At 59.9% G+C, this 21,288-nt stretch carries 15 protein-coding genes and 1 pseudogene; 13 read left to right on the top strand and 3 right to left on the bottom strand.

From position 1 onward, the window contains the following. Window positions 1-23: 23 nt before the first annotated feature. Window positions 24-671: an MliC family protein gene (locus ACA056_RS14230; protein ID WP_497273461.1), complete on the bottom strand. Its 648-nt coding sequence runs from the start codon at window positions 669-671 to the stop codon at window positions 24-26. A 274-nt stretch (window positions 672-945) separates the two neighbouring features. Between ACA056_RS14230 and ACA056_RS14225 the strand changes: the two genes are divergently transcribed. The 5 genes from ACA056_RS14225 (at window position 946) to otnI (ending at window position 5,551) form a co-directional block, all read left to right on the top strand. Beyond that, a complete protein-coding gene (locus ACA056_RS14225) occupies window positions 946-1,113 on the top strand; it encodes a hypothetical protein (protein WP_497273460.1) in 168 nt (55 codons plus the stop codon). Window positions 1,114-1,172: 59 nt separating this feature from the next. Continuing rightward, window positions 1,173-2,465, top strand: coding sequence for a 3-oxo-tetronate kinase (gene otnK, locus ACA056_RS14220; protein WP_497273459.1), 1,293 nt, complete (start codon window positions 1,173-1,175; stop codon window positions 2,463-2,465). Continuing rightward, window positions 2,462-3,100: a 3-oxo-tetronate 4-phosphate decarboxylase gene (gene otnC, locus ACA056_RS14215; RefSeq protein ID WP_497273458.1), complete on the top strand. Its 639-nt coding sequence runs from the start codon at window positions 2,462-2,464 to the stop codon at window positions 3,098-3,100. The genes otnK and otnC overlap by 4 nt, the downstream gene beginning before the upstream one ends. A 189-nt stretch (window positions 3,101-3,289) precedes the next feature. Next, complete coding sequence (locus ACA056_RS14210; protein WP_497273457.1) at window positions 3,290-4,741, top strand: GntT/GntP/DsdX family permease; 1,452 nt, start codon at window positions 3,290-3,292, stop codon at window positions 4,739-4,741. A gap of 21 nt (window positions 4,742-4,762) precedes the next feature. Next, window positions 4,763-5,551, top strand: a complete 789-nt coding sequence (otnI, locus tag ACA056_RS14205; protein WP_497273456.1) for a 2-oxo-tetronate isomerase — start codon at window positions 4,763-4,765, stop codon at window positions 5,549-5,551. A 46-nt stretch (window positions 5,552-5,597) separates the two neighbouring features. Here the strand turns inward: otnI and ACA056_RS14200 are convergent, their stop codons facing one another. After that, window positions 5,598-6,419 carry a DeoR/GlpR family DNA-binding transcription regulator gene (locus ACA056_RS14200; RefSeq protein ID WP_497273455.1) on the bottom strand — a complete coding sequence of 274 codons (822 nt, stop codon included), beginning with the start codon at window positions 6,417-6,419 and terminating at the stop codon, window positions 5,598-5,600. 174 nt (window positions 6,420-6,593) lie between these two features. On the opposite strand from ACA056_RS14200, the gene ACA056_RS14195 reads away from it, so the two are divergent. The 8 genes and pseudogenes from ACA056_RS14195 (at window position 6,594) to ACA056_RS14160 (ending at window position 15,278) form a co-directional block, all read left to right on the top strand. Beyond that, the gene (locus ACA056_RS14195; RefSeq protein ID WP_497273454.1) at window positions 6,594-7,466 is read left to right on the top strand and encodes a CHAD domain-containing protein; all 873 of its coding nucleotides are present in this window, start codon (window positions 6,594-6,596) and stop codon (window positions 7,464-7,466) included. Between the two features lie 192 nt (window positions 7,467-7,658). After that, window positions 7,659-8,594: a Ppx/GppA phosphatase family protein gene (locus tag ACA056_RS14190; protein WP_497273453.1), complete on the top strand. Its 936-nt coding sequence runs from the start codon at window positions 7,659-7,661 to the stop codon at window positions 8,592-8,594. After that, window positions 8,595-8,843, top strand: a pseudogene (locus ACA056_RS14185) (ParA family protein); the annotation flags it as partial. 101 nt (window positions 8,844-8,944) lie between these two features. Then, complete coding sequence (locus ACA056_RS14180; protein ID WP_497273452.1) at window positions 8,945-9,355, top strand: arsenate reductase ArsC; 411 nt, start codon at window positions 8,945-8,947, stop codon at window positions 9,353-9,355. A gap of 136 nt (window positions 9,356-9,491) precedes the next feature. After that, entirely contained in the window at window positions 9,492-10,589 is a 1,098-nt protein-coding gene (locus ACA056_RS14175) for a carboxynorspermidine decarboxylase (RefSeq protein ID WP_123364004.1), read from the top strand. Between the two features lie 27 nt (window positions 10,590-10,616). Beyond that, window positions 10,617-11,852, top strand: a complete 1,236-nt coding sequence (locus ACA056_RS14170) for a saccharopine dehydrogenase family protein (protein WP_497273451.1) — start codon at window positions 10,617-10,619, stop codon at window positions 11,850-11,852. A gap of 341 nt (window positions 11,853-12,193) precedes the next feature. Continuing rightward, window positions 12,194-13,915, top strand: coding sequence for a type I secretion system permease/ATPase (locus tag ACA056_RS14165; RefSeq protein ID WP_497273450.1), 1,722 nt, complete (start codon window positions 12,194-12,196; stop codon window positions 13,913-13,915). Beyond that, window positions 13,908-15,278, top strand: a complete 1,371-nt coding sequence (locus ACA056_RS14160) for an HlyD family type I secretion periplasmic adaptor subunit (protein WP_497273449.1) — start codon at window positions 13,908-13,910, stop codon at window positions 15,276-15,278. The genes ACA056_RS14165 and ACA056_RS14160 overlap by 8 nt, the downstream gene beginning before the upstream one ends. A 147-nt stretch (window positions 15,279-15,425) precedes the next feature. Here the strand turns inward: ACA056_RS14160 and ACA056_RS14155 are convergent, their stop codons facing one another. Beyond that, window positions 15,426-21,041: a putative Ig domain-containing protein gene (locus ACA056_RS14155; RefSeq protein WP_497273448.1), complete on the bottom strand. Its 5,616-nt coding sequence runs from the start codon at window positions 21,039-21,041 to the stop codon at window positions 15,426-15,428. Window positions 21,042-21,288: the final 247 nt, after the last annotated feature.

Here is a 21,288-nt window from a genome sequence, read left to right as displayed (position 1 = left end):
ATCCCGCATTTGCCCCAGAGAAATCAGCTGACCGGCTCGGCCGTACAACTCATTGCCCCTGAGCCTGGCTTCTGGAAAATGACCCCGTTGCCGTCTTGCCAGAAGCGGTAGTTCCCCTGGGAATCCTTGCCAGTGTATTGGCTTCCCGAATCACTCGGCACCTGGCTCAGGGTGATCGAGGTGTTCGCCCATTTCAGGTACACGACACCTGGCTGCGTGTTGAAGAAGGTGGCGGCAATCAGTGCGTTAAACCCTGTACAACGAAAAGCCAGGGGGCCTTCGGTAAGCCTGTCTGGATCCTTGGTTCTCACAATGGCCGAGCCTTGGCGTAGCTGGTGCGCGCGCTCGGCATAACTTCGGATCGTGCACGCCTTGGGCTCAGACGTGGACGCACACTGATTACGGGAGTCGATCCAGAACTGCTGGTCGATCAAGACTTTGTCTGGCCGCGGTACTGAACGTTCATCTGTGAGCGCCAGGCGATAAAGACGCGTCAGTTCGATATCCATCTGTGCCAGTTGCGAATCGCGACAGATAAGCTTTTCGACGGATGCCCTTGCCGTGGCGCAGTCGAAGCTGGTCTTGAACGACGCAGCATTTGCGCAGGTGCTCGTCGCCGCGCAAACGCTGGCAGCGAGCAGACAGGTGAAAAGGGTCGTGACCGTTTTCATGTTGGCTTCACCCAGATCATGACGTGATCCCCGGATTGCCATGGAACCTATCGATCTGTTGAACATTGATTCGTTCGCATTGGGTGTATCGCAGTGTAAGTCAGTGCTCAGAACTTGCCACTCCAGGCGTTGGCCGGGTTGTAGGAGGGTGTGGCGGAAGCGATGTTAAAAAATGTTAGATTGAAAAAATACTTCACATAATCTGATCATTGGTAGATGATCTTCACCAGCCGGTATGACAACCTGATAACACGACAAAAACAGGATTGCCTTGATGTTCGATGAGATCCCGACTCATGTGCTGAATGACAGCGCCTCTCAGCGGGTTTATCCGCTCGGCGCTGATCCTGTCTACCGCAGCCCTCTCTACAACGCGGCCAATGTCTGCGCCTTGCAGGCGCGCAAGCAGTCGCTGCTTTCCTCTGGAGTACCCCATGAATAACAAGAATGTCGGTGTTGTCGGTCTGGGCGCGATGGGCCTGGGCATTTGAGGAACACCCCATGACTACCTCCACCGCACGCCCGCTGCTGGGCTGCATCGCCGACGATTTCACCGGTGCCACGGACCTTGCCAACATGCTGGTGCGCGGCGGAATGCGTACCGTGCAAAGCATCGGTATCCCGAGCGCAGACGTTGCCGCCGGGCTTGATGCCGATGCGATCGTCATTGCCCTGAAGTCGCGCACCATTCCTGTCGCCGACGCGGTCGAACAGTCCCTCGCCGCACTGGCCTGGCTGCGCGAACAAGGCTGCGAGCAGATCTTCTTCAAATACTGCTCGACGTTCGACTCCACCGCGGCCGGCAATATCGGCCAGGTCAGCGAAGCGCTGCTGGCCGCACTGGGCAGCGACTTCACTCTTGCCTGTCCGGCGTTCCCGGAGAATGGCCGGACGATCTTTCGCGGCCACTTGTTTGTGCAGGATCAACTGCTCAGCGAGTCGGGCATGCAGCATCACCCGCTGACGCCGATGACCGATGCCAATCTGGTTCGGGTGCTGCAATCGCAGACCGACCTGAATGTCGGCCTGTTGCGCTACGACACCATTGCCCGCGGCACTGAGCTGGTGCGTGCGCGGATCGCAGAACTGAGGGCTGAAGGTGTCGGCATGGCCATCGCTGATGCCTTGTCGGACAGCGACCTGTACACCCTCGGTACCGCCTGTGCCGATCTGCCGTTGTTGACGGGTGGTTCGGGGCTGGCCCTGGGTTTGCCGGAAAATTTCCGTCGCGCCGGCAAGCTGCGCGACCTCGATGCCTCGAAGCTTCCTGCGGTGTTCGGCAAGGAAGTGGTGTTGGCCGGCAGTGCTTCGATCGCCACCAATGGACAAGTGGCGGCCTGGCTCGAAGCGGGGCGCCCGGCCTTGCGGATTGATCCGTTGGCCTTGGCTGAGGGTGAGCCGGTGGTGGCGCAAGCCTTGACCTTCGCCCGTGATAACGAACAAACCGTATTGATCTACGCCACTAGCTCACCGGATGAAGTCAAGTCGGTGCAACAGCAGCTGGGTGTCGAGCAGGCTGGCAGTCTGGTGGAAAACGCCTTTGGCGAAATTGCCCAAGGTCTGCGCCAGAGCGGCGTACGCCGTTTCGTGATTGCCGGCGGAGAAACCTCGGGCGCGGTGGTTCAGGCGTTGGGCGTACAGCTGCTACAGATCGGCGCGCAGATCGATCCGGGTGTGCCGGCGACTGTCAGCAATACTGACGAACCTTTGGCGCTGGCACTCAAATCGGGCAACTTCGGTGGTCGCGACTTCTTCAGCAAAGCCTTGAACCAACTCGCGGGAGGTGCTCAGTGAGTAACGAAAACGCCCTGCGCGAAGAAATTTGCGAGGTTGGCCGCAGCCTATACCAGCGCGGTTACACCGTCGGTAGCGCCGGCAATATCAGCGCGCGCCTGGACGACGGCTGGTTGATCACACCGACTGATGTCTGCCTCGGGCGCCTTGATCCCGCGACTATCGCCAAGGTCAACCTGGCGGGCGAATGGGTGTCCGGTGACAAGCCTTCAAAGACCCTGGCGCTGCACCGCGAAGTCTACGACCGCAACCCGAGTGTCGGCGGCGTGGTGCATACCCATTCCACCCATCTGGTGGCGTTGACGCTGGCCGGTGTCTGGCAGGCGGACGACATCTTGCCGCCGCTGACGCCGTATCAGGTGATGAAAGTCGGGCATATCCCGTTGATTGGCTACCAGCGACCCGGTTCGCCGAAGGTTGCCGAGCAAGTCGCGCAGCTGGCCAATAGTGTTCGCGGCGTGATGCTCGAACGGCTTGGCCCGGTGGTCTGGGAAAGTTCGGTCTCCAGGGCCAGTTACGCCCTGGAGGAGCTTGAGGAAACCGCGCGGCTCTGGCTGATGAGCGATCCCAAACCGGAACCTCTCGACCAGGCGGTTTTGGACGAGTTGCGAGAGACCTTCGGCGCAACCTGGTAAAGCGCTGGCTTAACACGACAAATCGATACAGCAGGCCCTGTACATGAGACGCGTAGCGACTCTCGATGGACCCGGCTTGCCTGAAAAAACAATAACAACAGGAAATCCAAGCATGACTCACCTTCACTGCGGCATTTTCAGATTCAGTGGCAGAACCGTTTCGTTTACCCGGCGTGGAGGGGTTCTGAAATGAGCCCGTTAATCCTGATGATTACCGCAGGGGTGGGCATCGCGCTGTTGTTGTTCCTGGTGCTCAAGTACAAGTTCCAACCCTTCGTGGCCTTGATGCTGGTGAGCATTCTGGTGGCGCTGGTGGCCGGGGTGAAACCGGCCGATCTGGTGGCAACCATCGAAGGCGGCATGGGCAAGACCCTGGGCCATATTGCGATCATCATTGCCCTGGGCGCGATGATCGGGCGGATCATCGAGCTCTCCGGTGGTGCCGAGGAGCTGGCCAAGACCCTGATCACTCGTTTCGGTAATCGGCGCACACCGCTGGCGCTGACGATTGCCGGGTTCATGGTCGGGGTGCCGGTGTTCTTCGAGGTCGGCGTGATCATCTTGATGCCGCTGGCCTATGGCAGTGCGCGTAAGCCGCTGTTGGTCTTCGCATTGCCGATGTGCGCGGCCTTATTGACCGTACACGCCTTTCTGCCGCCACACCCGGGCGCCGTGGCCGCTGCCAGTCAGTTGGGCGCGGACCTGGGCCGCGTGCTGATGTTCGGTCTGCCGCTCACCGCGTTCCTTTGCTATGTCGGCTACCGCGTGGCCGGGCGCATGACCCGTCGGGTGTACCCGATGACCGACGATATTCGTGCCGAGGTCTATGGCCCGCATGTCACCAACGAGGATCTGGCCGCTTGGTCCAATGGCAACGACAAGAGCGCTGAGCGAGCGGCTGTGGCCGTGTCGCACATGGGCCTGGAAGAGTCCACCAGCAGCATCGTTTCCAAGTTGCCGCCGGCACCCCCACCAGGGTTTGGTTTGATCGTCAGCCTGATCCTGCTCCCCATCATTCTGATTCTGCTGGGGACTCTGTCCACCTCGTTGCTGCCTGCCGAATCGACCCTGCGCGGCATCATGACTGTACTCGGCGCGCCGCTGGTGGCGCTGCTGATCGACACGTTGCTGTGTGCCTGGTTGCTGGGTTCGCGTCGGGGCTGGAGCCGTACTCAGGTGTCCGACGTGATCGGCTCGGCCTTGCCCGGTGTGGCCATGGTGATCCTGATTGCCGGTGCCGGCGGGGTGTTTGGCAAGGTGCTGGTGGATACCGGAATCGGCGCCGTGGTCTCCGATATGCTGCGCACCACCGGTCTGCCGGTACTGGCGCTGGGTTTTCTGCTGACCATGCTGTTGCGCGCGGTGCAGGGCTCGACGACGGTGGCGCTGGTGACCACTGCCGGCATCATCAGCCCGCTGATTGCGACCCTCGATCTCACCGCGAATCACATGGCGCTGCTGTGCCTGGCCATGGGCGGTGGCGGGTTGGCCATGTCCCATATCAATGACGCCGGTTACTGGATCTTCACCAAGTTGTCCGGATTGAACGTGGCCGACGGCTTGCGCACCTGGACGGTGTTGACCACCTTGCTCGGCACCTTGGGTTTCTGTATTACGCTGCTGATCTGGCCTTTTGTCTGACTCTTTATCTCAGGAGCTACCATGCCTCGTTTTGCTGCCAACCTCAGCATGCTCTACCCGGAACATGCGTTTCTGGATCGCTTCGCCGCCGCGGCTGCCGATGGTTTCGAAGCGGTGGAGTATCTGTTCCCCTACGACTACAGCGCTGAAGAACTCAAGCAACGCTTGAGCGACAACGGCCTGGTGCAGGCACTGTTCAACGCGCCACCCGGTGATTGGGCGGCGGGTGAGCGGGGCACGGTGTCGTTGCCGGGCCGTGAGAGTGAATTTCGTAGCGGTTTTGATCGCGCCCTGGAGTACGCCGGCGTGCTGGGTAACTCGCGCATCCATGTCATGGCAGGCCTCCTGCCTTCCGAGAGTGATCGGGCACGGCATCACGCCATTTATCTGGAAAACCTGGCCTACGCCACCTCCCAAGCGGCGAAGGCAGGTGTCACGGTATTGCTCGAGCCGATCAATACACGTGACATGCCGGGCTTTTTCCTCAACCGGCAGGACCAGGCCCAGGCCATCTGCAAGGAAGTAGGCGCCAGTAACCTGAAGGTTCAGTTCGACTGTTACCACTGCCAAATCGTTGAAGGCGACCTGGCCACCAAACTGCGTCGGGACTTTGATGGAATCGGCCATATCCAGATCGCTGGCGTGCCGGACCGGCATGAACCGGATCTGGGAGAAGTCAACTACCCCTATCTGTTCGAGTTGATCGACCAGTTGGGTTATGACGGCTGGGTAGGGTGCGAATATCGGCCGCGTGGCAACACGTCTGCCGGCTTGCAGTGGTTGCGGGAGTGGAAGGCGCGCCAAGCGTAATAGCGAAGATGGACGACGGCTCTGCTGGATGCGCGAGCCCGTCGTTTCAGGCCGGGGTATTGTCAGACGGCAGCAACAGTTCGACTCCCTGCTTGCGAATGCCATCGGCCGCGGCCGGGGTCAACGCATCGTCGCTGAGGATAATGTCGAACTGCTCGAGCCCGGCAATCTTGTACATGCTGAATGTGCCGTATTTCGAACTGCTGGCCACCAGCACCACTTGCGAGGCCGACTGCATCGCGGCTTGTTTCACCTCCACCTTCAGCGCCGAAGGCGTGGTAAGGCCGCGACGCAAATCCCATGAGCTGGTCGATATGAACGCGATGTCGGTGACAACCTGGCGCAAGGTGGCCACCGCCAGGCCGCCCACGCACGATTGATTGGAATGATCCAGCTGCCCGCCGGTATGAATCACCGTGACATGTGGGGCTTCGATCAGCGCCTGGACAACGCCGAAGTCATTAGTCACCACGGTCATGCCGGACAGCGCCTTGATGTAGGGGACGATTTCCAGCGTGCTGGTTCCCGCATCCAGGTAGATCGTCATATCGGCATGCAGTAGCCGGGCGGCGAGCTTGGCCATGGCCTGCTTCTGTGGCAACTCGACCACCGCCTTGAGCTGATGGCTGGGCTCACTATGGAGCTGGCTGGCGATCCGCACCCCACCCGTTACCGAGTAAGCACGACCTTCCTGCTCCAGCAGCGCGATATCGCGACGTATGGTCATGTGCGAACAGTCAAACATTTCCATCAACTGATGAACGCTCAGCACCTGATGCTTGCGCAACTGCCGCAGCATCAATTCACGGCGCTGTTCAGGAATCATCGGTGCGCCGCTTTCGGCGGCGATGTCCTTTTGATTAGGCATTCGGGCTCCAGATTAAGGAAAGCTGACGGTAAAGCTAACGGTCAAACATAGTAGCGAATCTGTGGCGGGATCAGTAGCGCGACGATGTGACGGGGCCTGGGGACAAAGACCGTCCGTTTTCAGACTCGCCTCCTTTCGAGTGGCGGCGGTCAGCTCTCAAGGAGGTCAATATTGATGATCGATGCTTCTGCTAAGCTCGTGTCAATTCCGTTTCAACGAGATGACCGAATGGCATTCGTCGACAAGTTCGTTGCTGAGATACTGGCCCTTCAGGTTGCCCTGTATCACGCCCGTGCTCGGCTGGAGGCACGGACTGATAGCGAAGCTTTGCACGATCTCAGGATCGCCGTGAGGCGTATCAGGAGTTTGCTTCGACCGATGCGTTCCATGACCGAGGTGGCAACTCTGAACATCGCGGCAGCTGAAGTGGGAAGGCTGACTACGCCAGCTCGGGATCTGGAGGTGATGATTCAGGAACTGGAGGGCAGGGGTTTTCCTGCCCAGGTTCAGCTCAGAAAAGCGCGCTTGACGTCTAACTACTCCAAGATTCTAAAAAGCACGGCCCTCAAGAACTTGTTCATTCAATTGGATGAATGGCCTTCCATCTTTCGATCAGTGGAAGTCCATGGCGGGCTAAAACACATCCAGCCTCAAATCGAAAAAGCACTGAAAAAGCAGATTGATCGACTGCATGCTGCCGTGGATGACACTGAATTTGATCGGCACGAGTTGAGAATCCTGGTCAAGCGCACGCGCTACCTCACGGAAGCTTTTCCCAAGCTTTCACCTCTCTCGCGTAAAGCGGCGAGTTCTCTCAAGGCACTGCAATCGGCTTTGGGTTCATGGCATGACCATTATCAGTGGTGCCAAAAGGCGCTGAACGAATCCGACCTGCGCCCGCTGGAAAAGATATGGCAGAGCTGCGCAGCGACCGCTCTCGAAAAAGCCGAGACCCAATTGGTAGGGGTGGCAAAACTGCTGCCAAAATCATCAGGCAAAAAAAAGCCGCCTAAAGTGGCAGCGCAAGAGCGAGCACGCGTTGTATAGCCTGAGTATTGCTGTCGAAGGTTACAGCGCGATGACACATTTTTTGCATCCTTTGAAGATCACATCCTCAAGACCCGCGATCCTGGTGTCTGCTTATTCGTAAAGGGTAGAGGGTGTCATCTTAGCGTCATCGACTCCATGGCAAGATCCTCGCAAACCGCCTAGTGCGCTCAACTTGCAAGGAATCCCCCCATGAAAGGAGACGCCTCTCTATTTGCAGCCATTGACCTTGGTTCTAATGCGTTTCGCCTGATGATCGGCCAGTCAGTCAGACGGCGTCAGGGGTTCGTGATCCAGGAAGTGAAAACCTTGCGTGAACCTGTCCGTTTGGCGGAAGGGTCTCAAGGCGGGGCACTAGACGAGTTGGCGTTGGATCGGGGATGGCAAGCGCTCGCACGATTTGGCAAAAAGTTACGCGGTTTTGAGGCCGGACGTGTGCGGGCGGTAGCGACCAGTGCGGTGCGCGAAGCCGACAATGCTCAACTGTTTTTGGCCAGCGCGGAGCGGCACCTGGGTTTCCGGATTGACGTCATCTCTGGGCATGAAGAGGCCCGACTGGTGTACGCCGGTGTTGCTCATACGGTGCCGGGTACACAGAGCAGGCGACTGGTCGTGGATATCGGTGGCGGCTCCACTGAACTGATTCTGGGGCAGGGCGCTCAGCCCTTGTTGACCGAAAGTATTGCCATTGGCAGCGGCACCTTCGGCGCGCGTTACTTTCAGGGTGGCTGTATTACGGCTCAGGCACTCCTGGAGGCTGAGCGTGTAGCCACATTGCAGTTTGAAAAGGTGGCGCGTCGTTATCGCGCGTTGGGTTGGCAGCAGGTGATTGGCTCTTCAGGCACCGCACGGATGCTGGCCAAAGTTCTCAAGGCCAACGGGTTGAACGACTATGGCGAAAATGGCATCACCTACAGCGGCCTGTTGCGCTTGTCGTTGCGCCTGCTTGAAGTGGGACATGTCAAACAGCTTCGGCTGACGGGCTTGCAAAGCCATCGCCAGAGCATCTTGCCTGGAGGTCTTGTACTCATGCTGGCGGCCTTCAAGGTGTTTGGTGTCTCGCATATGACGCCTTCCGAGCCTGGTTTGAGGTTCGGCGTTCTTCATGGCCTGATGTGTAATCACTGATCAGCCCATGATTTCCCCCTCGGAATCGCCGACTTCTTCAAGCAGACACTGTTCCCTGGCCCGGCCTCAAAGAAGGCTCAAGCCCATATCCATGAAACCCGCTTCGACAACTTGCATTTGATCGCCGCCTCGTCGGCGCTGATTGCCGTTGACCGCTGTTTGATCCCTTTCGATTGCGATAGCTTTTCTCGCCAAGCGATTTACGGTGTGCTGCGAGAAATCGAGGAGATCAAAAGTGATCATAACGAGTCGTGGAGCTGTTCAACTTGCTTGAAAGCCAGGCCTGAACGGGGCGGCGACCCGTCGACTAAGATTACTGGTTCAACAGACTGAGATTGGGGGAGAGAGTCATGGCTGACAAATTTCGAGTGCTGTTCGTTTGCGCAAAAAATGACGTTCGTTCACTCATGGCAGAAGCACTGCTGCGACACACTGACTCGGTACACTTCGAACCCTGCAGCGCTGGCCTCGAGGCCAGTGAGATCGACCCACGCACCTTGGAATCTCTCGATCATATTGGTGTAGACCGCACGGGACTGCGTAGTAAAGCCATCGATGAGCTTGAGGGGCAGCCGTTCGATTATGTCATCACTCTGTGCGATAAATCGTCCGAAGAGGCCTCTCGGATGCCATCCTCGGGTGAAGTGATAGTGTGGAGTTTTGAAGACCCGACGACCAGCGAGAGACATGAGCCTTTTCGTCATGCTCTCCAGGAAATTCACGACCGCATTAAAATGTTTGTCACCGTGAAGACCAGGTAGTGAAACTTTTCGAGGTGCCTGGGACTTAAATTGAGCCACGTTTCGCGTGGAGAGCGCTTCCTGCTCTTTCGATCTGTAGCGAGTGAAGGCACAATGCGCATCCTTTTTTGGCTGGCCTTGCCGGAGGCGCCTCGAAATGATCAAAACGCCGTACTACCTCATTGATAAACAAAAGCTGCTGGCGAACATGCAGAAGATCGCCTATGTGCGCGAACAATCCGGGGCCAAGGCCCTGCTGGCACTCAAGTGCTTCGCCACCTGGTCGGTGTTCGACCTGATGCAGCAATACATGGACGGCACCACGTCGTCGTCGCTCTACGAGCTCAAGCTCGGTCGGCAGAAGTTCGCTGGCGAAACCCACGCCTACAGCGTGGCCTGGGCCGACGACGAGATCGAGGAGATGCTCGAGAACTGCGACAAGATCATCTTCAACTCCATTGGTCAGTTGCAGCGCTACACCGAGGCTTCAGCAGGCAAGGTGCGTGGCCTGCGGGTCAATCCGCAGGTGAGCAGCTCGGATTATCTGCTGGCCGACCCCGCGCGGCCGTTCAGCCGTCTGGGCGAGTGGGACCCGGTGAAGATCGAGCAGGTCATCGAGCAGATCTCTGGCTTCATGTTCCACAACAACTGTGAGAACGGTGATTTCGGCCTGTTCGATCAGATGCTGTGCACCATCGAAGAACGCTTCGGCGACTTGCTGCACAAGGTCGAGTGGGTCAGCCTCGGTGGTGGCATCCACTTCACTGGCGAAGGCTACGCGCTGGACGAGTTCTGCGCGCGCCTCAAGTCCTTCTCGCAAAAATACGGCGTGCAGGTCTATCTGGAGCCAGGCGAAGCGGCCATCACGCAGAGCGCGTCGCTGGAAGTCACCGTGCTCGACACCCTCTACAACGGCAAGCACCTGGCGGTTGTGGACAGCTCCATCGAAGCGCATATGCTCGATCTGCTGATCTATCGCCTGAATGCCAAGCTGGCGCCCAGCGAAGGCGAACACACCTACATGGTGTGCGGCAAATCCTGCCTGGCCGGAGACATTTTCGGTGAGTATCAATTTGATCGTCCGCTGGCTATCGGGGATCGGCTGTCGTTCATCGACGCAGCGGGTTACACCATGGTCAAGAAGAACTGGTTCAACGGCCTGAAAATGCCGTCCATCGTAGTGAAACAACTCGACGGTACTGTCGAGGTGGTTCGTGAATTTGGTTACAACGACTACATGTCCAGCCTTTCGTAAGCTGGCTGAGAAGGAGAGAGAGAAAAATTGAAGAAGAACGTGCTTATCATTGGTGCAGGAGGTGTCGCCAAGGTGGTGGCCCACAAGTGCGCGCAGCACAACGATGAACTCGGTCGTATTGCTATCGCGTCGCGCAACATCTCCAAGTGCCAGGCCATCATCGACAGCGTCAAGGCCAAGGGCAGCCTCAAAGTGCCCGCCGAAATCCAGGCCTTCTCGCTGAACGCCCTGGATGTCGAAGCGACCAAGGCGCTGATCCGCGAAACCGGATCGCAGATCGTCATCAACGTCGGTTCCGCCTTCCTCAACATGTCGGTGCTGCGCGCCTGCATCGATACCGGCGTGGCCTATCTGGACACCGCCATTCACGAAGAACCGGGCAAAATCTGCGAGACGCCGCCCTGGTATGGCAACTACGAGTGGAACCACCTCGAAGAGTGCAAAGAGAAGAACATTACCGCCATTCTCGGCGTGGGCTTCGACCCGGGTGTGGTCAACGCCTATGCAGCGCTGGCGCAACAACAGTATTTCGACAGCATTGATTCGATCGACATTCTCGACGTCAACGCCGGTTCCCATGGCAAGTATTTCGCCACCAATTTCGACCCGGAAATCAACTTCCGCGAATTCACCGGACAAGTGTGGAGCTGGCAGAACAGTCAGTGGACCAGCAACACGATGTTCGAAGTCAAACGCACCGATGACCTGCCGGTCGTAGGCGCGCAGAACCTGTACCTGACCGGCCACGATGAAGTGCACTCGCTGTCGAAGAACCTCGACGTGCCCAACGTGCGTTTCTGGATGAGCTTTGGCGAGCACTACATCAATGTGTTCACCGTGCTCAGGAACCTCGGCCTGCTCTCCGAGCAACCGGTCAAGACCGCCGAGGGCCTGGAAGTTGTGCCGCTGAAAGTGGTCAAGGCCGTGCTCCCTGATCCAAGCTCGCTGGCGCCCGGCTACACCGGCAAGACCTGCATCGGCGATCTGGTCAAGGGCACCAAGGATGGTCAGCCGCGCGAAGTGTTCATCTACAACGTGGCTGATCATGAAGACGCTTACGCGGAAACTGACAGCCAGGGCATTTCCTATACCGCAGGCGTGCCGCCCGTGGCAGCAGCCCTGCTGGTCGCCCGCGGCGAGTGGGACGTGCAGCGCATGGCCAACGTCGAGGAGCTTGCGGCTGAGCCATTCCTCAAGGCGCTGGATGTGATGGGCCTGCCGACCCGCATCAAGGACGAGAATGGAGATCGTCCCTGGAGCTGAAACGCTTGAGGCTCGCAACATACAGGTGAGCCGAGTTTCCCGCTCCATACGCAAAAACGCCGCTCTTTGAGCGGCGTTTTGGTTTGTGCGTAATTGGCTCATAACTTTGGACGGCAGTGGGGAATCCAACATTCCCGCCCGTCACCCACATTGAAACCCAGCCCGCCGAACCGGCACTAACCCGTGGTTGTGTGGTCAGTAATTGGCGCCTGTAGTGACGAGGATCGTCTCTGAAAGCAGCGCATCCGGCTACGTTTAGTGTTTTCTCCAAATGCCTTAAGGCAAAAAACTCGCGATGGACTGCGTCCTGGACCGACTATTCCTTTTGCGGGCGACACTCTATGGGTTTGCTTCTCGATCCGCGTCATGACATTGATGCCGCTTTATTAAGCTATCGCCGGGTGTTCTGGTCGCTGGCGCTGTTCAGTGGCGTGATCAACCTGCTGGTGCTGGTGCCGTCGCTCTACATGATGCAGGTGTACGACCGGGTCCTCACCAGCCGCAACGAAACCACCTTGCTCATGCTCACCTTGATCGCCCTGGGACTGTTCATGTCCAGCGCCCTGATCGAGTGGGTACGCGGCGAGGTGATGATTCGCATGAGCGCGGGGCTGGACGAGGCCTTGGGCGAGCGGATTTTCGACGCCGCGTTCGCCCGCAGCTTGCGCGAGCACAACGCCAACCCGGCGCAGGTGCTCACCGATCTGGCGACGCTGCGGCAATTGATCACCGGCCAGGGCCTGATCGCCTTGCTCGATGCGCCGTGGTTGCCAATCTTCCTGCTGGTGGCGTTCATCTTTCATCCCTGGTTCGGCGTGCTGACGCTGGTTCTGGCCCTGGTGCTGATCGGCCTGGCCCTGTGGGGCGAGTTGGCGACCCGCACACGCTTGGGCGAAGCCAATCGCCTGGGCGTGCAGTCGTCGATCTATGTAAACAGCACGTTACACAATGCCGAAGTCATCCAGGCCCTGGGCATGCTCGGGCCGTTGCGCCAGCGTTGGAGCCTGCTGCAGCAACGCATCATTACCGCCCAGTCCCATGCCAGCGACCGCGGCGCGCGTATCACCTCGATGACCCGTTTCGTGCGCATCTCCGGACAGTCTCTGGCCCTGGGCCTGGGGGCGTTGCTGGTGCTTGAAGGCCAATTGTCGGCGGGCATGATGATTGCGATGTCGCTGCTGCTGGGGCGTGCCCTGGCGCCCGTGGAAATCGCCATTGGCTCGTGGAAGCAATTCAACTCCGGCCGCCAGAGCTACCAGCGCCTGAGCCAACTACTTGCCCAGCATCCGCGCGAGCGCCTGCGCATGCCTTTGCCACCGCCCACCGGCGCAGTGCGCCTGGAGCAGTTGTATGTCGGCCCACCCGGCGCCTCGCAACCGATCCTGCGAGGCATCAATTTCAGCCTGGCCAAAGGTGATGTGCTCGCCGTCGTCGGCCCCAGCGCCAGTGGTAAATCAACGCTGGCCAGAGCGCTGGTCGGGGTATGGCCGGCCATGGGCGGGTCGGTGCGCCTGGACGACGCCGAGATCAGTCAATGGTCCCACGACGCCCTGGGCCCGCACCTCGGATACCTGCCGCAGGACATCGAGCTGTTCGACGGCAGTGTGGCCGAAAACATTGCCCGCTTCGGCGAGCAGGACGCCGAAAAGATCATCGCCGCCGGGCGTCACGCCGGCATTCACGAGATGATCCTGAGGTTCCCCAAGGGTTACGACGCGCCGCTGGGCCCCGGCGGGCTAGGCTTGTCCGGTGGACAAAAGCAACGCATCGGCCTGGCACGCGCGCTCTATGGGCGCCCGTCGCTGATCGTGCTCGATGAGCCCAACTCCAACCTCGATGAAGCCGGAGAGCGGGCGCTGGTGCAGGCCATCAGGGCGCTCAAGGCTGCTGGCAGCACCGTGGTGCTGATTACCCACCGGCCTAATGTGCTGGCGGTGGTCGATCACATCCTGGTGCTCAAGGACGGCACCCAACAAGCATTCGGTCCACGGGATCGGGTGCTCAAGGCATTAATGCCGGGGCCAAGACCGGCCGCGGTCAGGGAGGCTGGCAAAGATGCGTGATCTACCCCCAGGTACACAAACGTACAGCGAGCAGGGGCTGAGCGTGCGCGGCGCCACAACGCTGCCCTGCGCCAGTACCGACGCCAGGGGAGCGGCACGCTATGGTGTGGGTTTCCTGGTCCTGACGCTGGGCGGCTTCCTGCTCTGGGCCTGCCTGGCGCCGCTCGACCAGGGTGTCTTGGGCAGCGGCACCGTGGTGGTGGCGGGCGAACGCAAGGCTGTGCAGTCGTTGGTCGGTGGGGTGGTGGAAAAGCTGCTGGTCAGCGATGGCGACCGCGTCACCCAGGGGCAGTTACTGGTGCAGCTCAATACGGTGCAGGCGCAGTCGCAACGGGACGTGACCCTGGGCAAGTTGCTCAACGATCGCAGCGTCGAGGCGCGGTTGATTGCCGAGCGCCTGGGTTCTGCCGAGATCCAATGGCCCGCTGAACTGCTGGAGCATGCCGACGAGCCGCGGGTCAAGGCGGCCATGGCCTTGCAGAACCAGTTGTTTCTGACTCGCCGCGAAGAACTGGGCAGCCGCTTGCAAATCATCGAACACGAAGCCGCGGCATTGCAGCAGCAATTGCTTGGCTACGAAGGCGTCAAGCGCAACCACGACGCGCAGATGCGCTTCCAGCAGCAAGAGCTGGAAGGCCTTCGTGGTTTGGCCCGTGAAGGCTACGTTCCGCGCAACAAACTCCTCGAGGCCGAGCGCAACGCGGCCCAACTGGCCGGGCAGATTTCCTCCGGGGTGGGCGATATCGGCAGGACCCGCCAGGCGATCAACGAAAGCCGGCTCAAGGCCTTGCAGGCGCAGCAGGAATTTCGCCGCGATGCCGAAACCCAGCTCAGCGAGGTCTCTGCCGAAGCGGCAGGTTACGCCGATCAGATTCGTGCCTTGCAGTTTGAAGTCGACAACGGTGCGATCCGTGCGCCGGTGTCCGGGCAGGTCATGGACGTGAGCATTCATACGGTCGGGGGCGTTGCGCAGGCCGGCCAAACCCTGATGCAGGTGGTACCGCTGGATGCGCCGATGGCGATCACCGCACGTTTCGAGCCGCTGATGGCCAATAAGTTGCGCCCGGGTCTGCCGGTGCATGTGCATTTCACCGCGCTGCAACGGGTGGATACGCCGACGGTCACCGGCACGGTGACTACGGTGTCGGCGGACCAGTTGATCAATGAACAGACGCACCAGCCGTACTTTTCCGCCAAGGTCGAAATTCCCGCCGACACCGTCGCCTCGCTGCAGGCCTCCGGCCTGCTGGTGCGCCCCGGCATGCTCGCCGATGTCACGGTGGTGACGGGGGAACGCACCTTGATGAATTACCTGATGAAACCTTTGCGTGAACGCTTGCTTGCGGCCTTCAAAGAGGAATGAGCATGATTGACTGTTGTCACATTGGGTCTGTGGTGGTCTTTAATTTTTCGGGCACTGCAATTCCCTTGCTCGCGATAGCGGTGGATCAATCAGCATCCATGCTGAATGTACCGCCGTCTTCGCGAGCAGGCTCGCTCCCACATGAGGTCAGGCTGTAAAGTCGCTGTCGTGCAGCTCCTTGACGCCCACCAGTTCGAATTCGAACTCGGGGGTGGCATCGGCGTTGACACTGCCGTAGAGAATGCCATCGGCAAAGCGCAGTTGGCCGGTGGCGTTGGCAGGGTCGAAGGCGTTGCTGCCGATGAACGTGAAGGCGTCAACGTTGGCGGTCAGCGGGTTGGCGTCCAGGGCGGTAAGATCCAGATGATCACCCTCGGTGGTCTTGAAACCGCTGATCACATCGCGCAAAGCTCCGACGCCCATGTCCGACAGCGCACCAAACGCGTAGGTATCCGCGCCAGTGCCACCAGTGAGGTTGTCGGTGCCTGCACCGCCGATCAGCCGATCATCGCCCGAACCGCCCACCAGCGTATCGTTGCCCGCACCACCGCTCAGAACGTTCGCGACGCTGTTGCCCGACAGACTGTCGGCGTAGGCGCTTCCCGTCAGGTTTTCGAAGAACTTCAAGGTATCGAGCCCGGAACTCACGGTGTTTTGTTGCGCTGACGTCGAGAGGTTTACGGTAACGCCGGACAAGGCGCGTTCAAAAGACACCGTGTCATTGCCATCGCGCCCGTCCAGCACGTTGTTGCCGGCTCCGGCGAACAGCGTGTTGTCCAGCGCGTTGCCCGTGCCGTTGGCGGTACCAGCACTGTCGATATACAGATGCTCGACGTTATTGCCCAGGGTATAGGCCGCCAAGGTGCTGTGCACGCTGTCGATCCCTCCAGCCACCAGATTGCTGTTGGTCTCGATCACGGTATCGTCGGCGTTGTCGACATAGTAGGTGTCGTTGCCATCGCCGCCGCTCATGCTGTCGGCCCCTGCGGCACCATCGAGCACGTTATCGGCGGTATTGCCGGTGATGAAGTTGCGCCGCTCATTGCCGGTGCCGTCGATCTCCGACACGCCGGTGAGCACCAGGTTCTCGAGATTGGTGCCAAGCGTCCAACTGACCGAGGCCTGCACCGTGTCGATCTGCGAGGTTGAGGTGTTGGTTTCCGCCACGCTGTCGAACGCGTTATCGACCACGTAGATGTCGTTGCCATCGCCACCGGTCATGGTGTCGGCGCCCAGGTCGCCATCCAGTGTGTCGTTGCCCGAGCTACCCACCAGGGTATCCGCTTGATCAGTACCGGAAATCATCCCGCCCTGGTTCTGAGCGTTGTCGAAAATGTCCTGCACGCTGTTGTTGTCGTTGGGGTTACCTTGGAAGCCAAGGTCATCGGCAATGTAGTCGGCCAGGCGCTGGCCGACGATCTCCGCCGACTCCTCGTGCAGGTGCCAGACGTCATCGGGATACACCAGCGGATCGACTTCGTAGCGCAAGGGCAGGTCGGTGTAGTCCACCGCCAGCTTGACGTCGGCGCGCTCGGCGGCGATGGCTTCCTGGGCGGCGCGGACATAGCCAACCCCCTCGACGATGGAGGCAATCTTCTCTTCCGAATAACCACGGGCACGCGCCGCGTCCTGCTCGTAGTGACCGGTTTCCATCATGTACACGCTGAAGTTGCCGAACTGTGCATGCAGGTAATCAAACACCTTCAGGGTCGCGGCCTTGTAGTCCGCTGCTGCCGCTGCTTTGTCCGTGGCGCGGGCGATCTCCTGGGCGCCTTCCTCTCCCTGGCCCCAGATGATGCCCATGGTGACGTTATCGATGGATTGCAGTTCGGTGAGCTGGTCCCGCAGCAACGTCACGGCGCGCAACAGCGCAGGCCCGGGTTGGTTGGTGTCGGTCAGCCACCAGCACAACTTGAGTTCCTCGGCGCTGAGCGTCGACAGGCCGGTGACCGTGCTGCCACCCACCGCGATGTCGACGCCGTTGCCATCGGCGTCGGTGAACTGGCTGCGCACGTCATAGGTGGTGTAGCGGTCCAGGTCCTTGACCAGCATCGAAGTGCCGGACTGATCGTCGTCCTCTGTCATGCGCAGCAGGCGCGCATTGGATTGGCCGAGTGTGGGTAGGTAGAGGATCTCTTGCTGGGCTCGCTCGCCGAATACGAAATCACTGGCGGTCAGGGTGTTGAGGTAGTTGCCGTTGAGGGCGATTTCAAAACGATTGCCATCGGCATCCGCCTCGGCGGATTTGATGTAGGTCTTGTCGCCGGCAGCGTTGAGGGTCATGTACAACGTGCCATTGCTGCCATCGCCGAGGCCGAGAAAGCCAAGGCCCGAAACATTGATCTTGTCGACGCCCGCGGTGAAGTCATAAATCGTGTCGGTGACCGTGACACCGCCGGTGTCGTAGTCGCGGTAGCTGTCGAGTACGTTGGTGTAGCGGAAGGCGTCGGCACCGTCGCCGCCGTACAGCGAGTCGCGTCCGGCGCCGCCATCGACGATGTCCGCGCCGGTGCCGGCCTTGATTGTGTCATTGCCACCGAGGCCGAGGATCAGGTCTGCGCCCGCCGTGCCGTTGAGGCTTTCGGCGTTGTTGGTGCCGGTGATGGTGTTGGCGGGCGCATCGGCCACCGCCAGGGCGAAGCTGTCGCTGACCGACGCACCTGAAGGGTCGGTGGCCTTGACCAGTACGTTGTAATTGCCGGACGCGGTGCTGGTCGGCGTGCCGGTGAAGGTCAGGTTGGTGGCATTGAAGCTCAGCCACACGGGCAGGGCGCTGCCATCGGCCAGGGTCGCGGTGTAGGTCAATACATCCTGGTTGGCGTCGGTGAAGCTGTCATGGGTCACGGTGTAGTTGAACGGCGTGCTTTCGGTGGCGTTCTGGTCGAGGAGGGGGATGGCCACCACTGGCGCTACGTTGCTGGGGGTGTTCTGGTCGGCGAAGACAAAATGACTCGCTGTCAGGCTGTTCACCAGGTTGCCCGCCAGCGACACTTCGAAGCGGTTGCCGTTGGCGTCGACGGTGAGGTCCTTGAGGTAGGTGCGGTTGCTCGAAGCGCTGTAGGTCACTTGCAGCGTGCCGTTCAGGCCATTGCCCAGGCCAGTGTAGCCGAGCGCGGAGACATCGATCTTGTCGGCGGTCACGTCGAAATCGAGGATCTGGTCACTGGCGCTGGTGGAGCTGGTGCGGTAGCTGTCGAGCTTTGAGGTGTAGCGGAATACATCGGCACCCGCGCCGCCGGTGAGTTTGTCCACGCCGGTGCCGCCGACCAGAATGTCGTTGCCCGCGCCGCCATTAAGGGTGTCGTTACCGGCGCCACCGAACAGTTGTTCGTTGGCAGCGGTGCCAGTCAGCGTGTCGTTGTTCGGCGTGCCATTGATCACAGTGGGTGCGGCGGGTACGTCCTGTACGGCCAGGGTAAAGCTGTCGCTGACGTTTGCATTGCTGCCATCGGACGCGGTGACCTGTATGGAGTAAGTGCCCGATGCCGTGTCGCTTGGCGTGCCGCTGAAGGTACGGGTGGCGGCGTCGAAGGTCAGCCAACCGGGCAGGGCGCTGCCATTGGCCAGTTTGGCGGTGTAGCTGAGGCTGTCGTTATCCGGATCGCTAAAACTGGTGGCCGGCACCACGTAGCTGAACGGGGTGTTTTCGGTGGCGTTCTGATCCAGCAGCGGCGTGGCCAGCACCGGCGCCTGGTTGGTCGGTGACGACGTGGCGAAGACGAAGTTGGCACTGGTCAGCTTGTCGAGGTAGTTGCCGTCCAGTGCCACTTCGAAGCGGTTGCCATTGGCGTCGGCGGTCAGGGACTTGATGTAAGTCTTGGTTCCGGCACTGTTGAGTGCCAGGTACACGGTGTTGTTCTTGCCATCCCCCAGGCCGGTGAAGCCCATGGCGGAGAGGTCAATCTTGTCGGCGGTGACATCGAAGTCGGTGATTGAGTCACCAAGGTTTGCGCCGCCGGTGTTGTAGTTGCGGTAACTGTCCAGGCGACTGGAGAACACAAAGACGTCCGCTCCGGCGCCACCGGTGAGGGTATCCATGCCGGCGCCGCCGTCGAGCTTGTCGTCGCCCGCGCCGCCACTGAGGCTGTCGTTGCCCGCCAGGCCGAGCAGGGTGTCGGCCGAATCGCTACCCAGCAGCGAGTCGCTGCCGCTGGTGCCGGTGACCACCCGATTGAATATGAAATTGCTGGCGGTCAGGGTGCTGGCCAGGTTGCCCGAGAGAATCAACTCGAAGCGATTGCCGCTGGCGTCGGCATCGTAGTCCTTGATGTAGGTGCGGTCGTTGCTGGCGCTGTAGCTGACCTGCAAGGTGCCGCCACGGCCATTGCCCAGACCGGTAAAACCGAGGCCGGCGAGGTCGATCTTGTCCTGGGTGACGTCGAAGTCGGTGATGGTGTCATCGAAGCTTGCGGTTGCGTTGCGGTAACTGTCGGACTGAGTGGCGAAACGGAACGTATCGGCGCCGGTACCGCCGGTCAGTTTGTCGATGCCTGCACCACCCACCAGAATGTCGCCACCGGCCCCGCCATTGATGGTGTCATTGCCGGCACCGCCGTAGAAAATCTCGCTGTCTGCGCTGCCCAGCAGGGTGTCGTTGCCAGCCGTACCTTGCACGGTGGTCATCGGCACCGTGGCGCTGACGTAGCTGCCGTCACCATAGACCAGCGTGGCGCCCTTGCTGGTGTGACTGATGGTGTTGCCAATAATGGCGTTGCGATCGGTGCCGTCTTCATTGCGCTCTGCAACGCCGTAGGTCGACAGGTTGCTGCCGCTGATGATGTTGCCCTGGATCGTGTTGTCGCTGCCGTTGAAGTACTTGCCGGACACGCCCAGGGTGTCGTCGTAGGACTGGATGATGATCTCCGGTACGGGGCTGCCCAGGGAGTTATTGTTAAGCGTGTTGTCGATGATCTCGACGTGGTTGCTGCCGTAGATGCGTATCCCGGCGCTGGTGTTGTCGTGGATATCGACGCCGCTGACGGTCACCTCGCTGGACAGTTTGATCAGTACCCCTTCGGCGCCGTTGCCGTACACCTCGCCACCGGTGATGGTGATGTTGCTGGGGGAGGGGATGTCCTCGCTGCCGCGCTGCACCACGATGCCATTGCCACCGTTGTTGTAGGCAACGTTGTTGGTGAGGGTGAAGTCGTGGGTACTGGTGACGACGTTGAAACCGTGGCGGTCATTGTCGTAGGCGACGTTGTTTTCGAAGGTGCTGTCGCTGAGGAAGTCAGCAACGAAGCCGTCCAGGCCATTGCCGTGGGACACGCTGTTCTTGATGACCATGTTGACGGTCTGCTCGTGAGGGTCGAAACCGTACCCGGAGCAATCCTTGATCTCGACGCTGTCGAGGGTGACGTTGGAGTCGTAGCCTTCTTCGCCGGGAATGTAGCCATTGAACCAACCGTCGATCTTGCCCGTGGTGTTGTCACGGTTGCCGTCGATGGTTAGGTTGCTGACGCCAAAGTCGTGGGTTTCCTCGCCATAGGCCGAGCGGATGACACCCGTGATCTTGGTGTCGGAGCCGTCAGCCACCTTGACGGTGGTTTCGCCCATGCCGTCGCCGTACAGGTAGACGTTGCTCTTGAGCATCAGGCAGCCGTCGGAGGGTTCCTCGCCTCCCGAAACGATATAAGTTCCGGTCGGCATATACACCTGCCCCCCGCCTGCGGCGGCCGCTGCATCAATCGCACTTTGTATCGCCGCCGTGTCGTCTGTGATGCCATCTCCTTTGGCGCCAAAATTCTGTACGTTGAAAATCATGAGTTTATCTCCGTATCAGGCTAAAACCTCGGTGGATGCCAATATTCCATCGACAGCTACCGGTTTATGACCCAACGGAGCGCAAAAGTTGTGACCGCATATCGGAGATACGTCAAATAACTGATCCTGCTGATCAGCGGTTGTTAGGAAAGGCAAAGGAAATAACGTTATTTTGACACTGACTCCGGCGGCAAGCGCTGCCTCGTCGGGAGCGGGATCGCGAAGACAATGGCGTTATTGATCAGGC

The sequence above is a fragment of the Pseudomonas sp. LBUM1666 genome (assembly GCF_059695775.1).
The sequence above is the reverse complement of the archived record's forward strand: the minus strand, read 5'-3'. Positions and strand labels throughout refer to the sequence as shown.